Origin of the sequence: Microcoleus sp. Pol12B4 (genome assembly GCF_036701385.1) — a bacterium.
Taxonomy (GTDB): domain Bacteria; phylum Cyanobacteriota; class Cyanobacteriia; order Cyanobacteriales; family Microcoleaceae; genus Microcoleus.
The window spans coordinates 1-3,342 of sequence record NZ_JAUBQR010000365.1; the positions used below are offsets into that span (position 1 = coordinate 1).

Annotated in this window: 2 protein-coding genes; one reads left to right on the forward strand and one right to left on the reverse strand. The window is 45.2% G+C overall.

All coding sequences use genetic code 11. The annotated features are described in order from the left end of the window. Window positions 1-804, forward strand: an 804-nt coding sequence (locus tag QUA38_RS28085; RefSeq protein WP_333167677.1) for an FGGY-family carbohydrate kinase, incomplete at its 5' end; no start/stop codon positions are given. A gap of 131 nt (window positions 805-935) precedes the next feature. Here the strand turns inward: QUA38_RS28085 and pcrA are convergent. Further along, window positions 936-3,302 (reverse strand): DNA helicase PcrA, encoded by a 2,367-nt coding sequence (gene pcrA / locus QUA38_RS28090; RefSeq protein WP_333167679.1) that lies wholly within the window; start codon window positions 3,300-3,302, stop codon window positions 936-938. Between the last annotated feature and the right edge of the window lie 40 nt (window positions 3,303-3,342).

Genomic DNA, 3,342 nt, shown 5'->3' on the forward strand with positions numbered 1-3,342 from the left:
GGAATTAGCGACTATCACAATGCTTTGAAACTCGGTTTCGATGTTGATACTTTGTGCTATCCGAATTGGCTGATAGAGGGAATTGCGGGCGCTGCAACTCCTGAATTGCCGCAAGTTGTCGCACCGGGCACGCCTGTGGGGGAAGTGAGATATCAAGTGGGCGATCGCTTCGGATTTCCCCGCGATTGTATGATTTGTGCTGGCACAACCGATAGCATTGCAGCATTTTTAGCAAGTGGTGTTAATTTACCAGGGGAAGCAGTAACTTCTCTCGGTTCTACACTAGCAGTCAAACTGTTAAGTCATACCCGCGTAGATGATTCTAGATACGGGATTTACAGTCATAAATTAGGCGATTTGTGGTTAGTTGGAGGTGCTTCTAATACCGGAGGTGCGGTGCTGCGGCACTTTTTTACTGATGTTGAGTTAGAAAATTATAGTACACAAATCGAGCCAGAACAAGAGAGTTTGCTGGATTATTACCCATTGTTGAAAAAGGGCGATCGCTTTCCGATTAATGACCCGAATTTGCCACCCCGACTCGAACCGCGTCCAACTGATTCAGTGGAATTTCTGCACGGTTTGCTAGAAAGCATAGCGCGGATTGAAGCGCGGGGATATCAATTATTGCAAGAATTGGGTGCAACTCCTTTGACAAAGGTTTATACTGCTGGCGGCGGGGCAAAAAATTCTGTTTGGAGTGCGATTAGAAAGCGTTATTTAAAAGTCCCTGTTGCAACGCCAATTCATACTGCCGCTGCTTATGGGGCGGCGTTATTAGCAATGCGAAGTGTGACCGATTAGAGTGATTGCATAAATCTTTGATGGAGGGGAAAACCGCAAGTTAACGCAGATGCTTTGCTATATACTTTGCGAAGGGAGGTAATCTTGTTTATTGAAGCGGTTTTAACCGCCGCCAACTGTGATATTTTTACTTAGACGCGCTGCAACTTAGCTGTTCTCGGATCGATGATTTTTCTGCCCAAACCCGAAAACTTAATTGCCAGATTAATTTTATCGCCCGCCCCTAAAACGTGCGTAATTTCTCCAACTCCAAAAGCATGATGAAAAACCCGATCGCCCGTTTGCCAATCCGTCGATTGTACATTGGTTCCCGCTTGAGAACTGCCGGCATTAGCTGCGGAATTATTAGTTTTTCCCTTAGATGCTGCCGTTTTCCCCGCTGGAGTTTTCTTCGCACTTCCAGCCAGCAAATGTGTCGGTAATTCCCCTAAGAATAGCGAAGGGGTGCAGTGTTCCCGGAAACCTCCCCACAAACGGCGTTCGCGAGTGTGGGTGAGAAATAGCAATTCCTGGGCGCGAGTGATGCCGACGTAGCACAAACGGCGTTCTTCTTCGATCGCTTTCGGATCGTCCAAACTCCGGAAATTGGGAAATAAACCCTGTTCCATTCCGACTAGAAATACTACGGGAAATTCTAGCCCTTTGGCGGAGTGCAGCGTCATCAGCGACACGCGAGAATCTTCTTCCTGCAAGTCATCTAAATCGGAGGCTAAAGATGCTTTTGCTAAAAATGATGTCAGGGTCGGTTCTTCATTTTGTTCTTCAAATTGCAGCACTGCATTGTACAATTCTAGGACGTTTTCTATGCGGTTTGTGGCTTCATCGGTTCCTTGATTTTTCAAATCTTCAATGTAGCCTGAATCTTGGATAATTCCTTGGACAATTTGCGAAGCCGGGAGAGTTTCAATTTGCGATTGCCAACGACCAATCATTTCGGCAAACTTAATAATAGCTTTTGCCGATCGCCCTGCTAGAGTATTGACAGAAGATTCATCGCTGAGGATTTCCCACAACGGAATGCCTAATTGAGTTGCAGCGTCTTCGATTTTGGAAAATGTGGTATCCCCAATGCCGCGACGGGGAGTATTGATGATGCGTTTGAGGCTGACGCTATCGTCGGGATTGGCAAGCGCCCGCAGGTATGCTAGGATATCTTTGATTTCTTTGCGATCGTAAAACTTCAGGCCACCGACAATATTGTAAGGAATGTCTAAACGCATTAACGCTTCTTCAAAGGAGCGAGATTGAGCGTTTGTGCGGTAGAGAATGGCAAAGTTACTGCCGTTTTCGTATTCAGAGTTTTGGCGCTTCAAAGAATGAATTTGACCTGCTACAAATTCCGCTTCATCTAATTCGTTGTCGGCGCGCCAGACAACAATCGGAGCTCCCGGTTCGCGAGTCGGCCGCAGGATTTTATCGATCCGTTCGGTATTGTGTTCGATCAAGTGGTTTGCCACTTGCAGGATGTTTTCGCGCGATCGATAATTTTCCTCTAATTTTACCATTGTCTGAGTTTTATCGTCTGACAAACCATCTCCGAAATCCTCTTGAAATTCCAGCAATATGGTATAATCTGCCATCCGAAAACTGTAAATTGATTGATCGACATCGCCCACGACAAAAATCGAGCGGTTTTGCCATTTATCAAAGCTTTTTGGGTCGGCGTTATTTGTCACCAACATCCGAATCAAATCGTATTGAGTGCGGTTAGTATCTTGGTATTCGTCAACTAAAATATGGCAAAACTTTTTATGCCAGTAACTTAATACTTCCTCGTTTTGGCTCAAAAGTTTAACGGGAACGAGGATTAAATCATCAAAATCCAGGGCATTGTTGGCTGCTAAAGCGTCTTGGTAGCGACTGTAAACAGCGGCAATCACGCGACCTCGATAATCCGGTTCTGCTGCTTGGTATTCTTGAGGCGACAAGCCTTTATTTTTAGCGTTGCTGATGATATAGCGGACTTTTCGCGGGTCAAATTTCTTGTCGTCGAGGTTCAGTATTTTGGTGACGATTTGTTTAACGAGACTTTGAGCATCTGACTCATCAAAAATCGAAAAATTTTTCTTCCACTGGCGGCCTTTTTCGTCTTGGTATTTTTCTATATCGTAGCGGAGAATGCGACCGCACAAAGAGTGAAAAGTCCCCATCCAAATGTGTTTGGTAATTTTTTTGTAAATGTGCGATCGCAATTTCGTCTGCACATCCGGTGCTAAGTCTACCAAAGGTTTGCCATATTCGGCTTCAGCTTGCTGAGTTGCCAGCAATTTCTCAATTCTTTCTTTCATCTCCCTGGCAGCTTTATTTGTAAATGTCACCGCCAAAATATTTTCTGGATCGACTCGATGGGTGCGAACTAAGTTAGCAACTCGGTAAGTTAGAGCTCTGGTTTTGCCGGAACCAGCGCCCGCTACTACTAACAGCGGCCCGTTATAATGGGCGACTGCTTGGCGCTGAGATGGGTTGAGGTGGCTGAGGAAATCAGTGGTTTGAGTCATAGCTAGAAAGTTAGTTTAATTTTTTAAGGGGTAAATAATA

Excerpts from the sequence above, each read along its gene's own strand:
- pcrA (WP_333167679.1), bottom strand. The coding sequence starts at position 3,302 with ATGACTCAAACCACTGATTTCCTCAGCCACCTCAACCCATCTCAGCGC.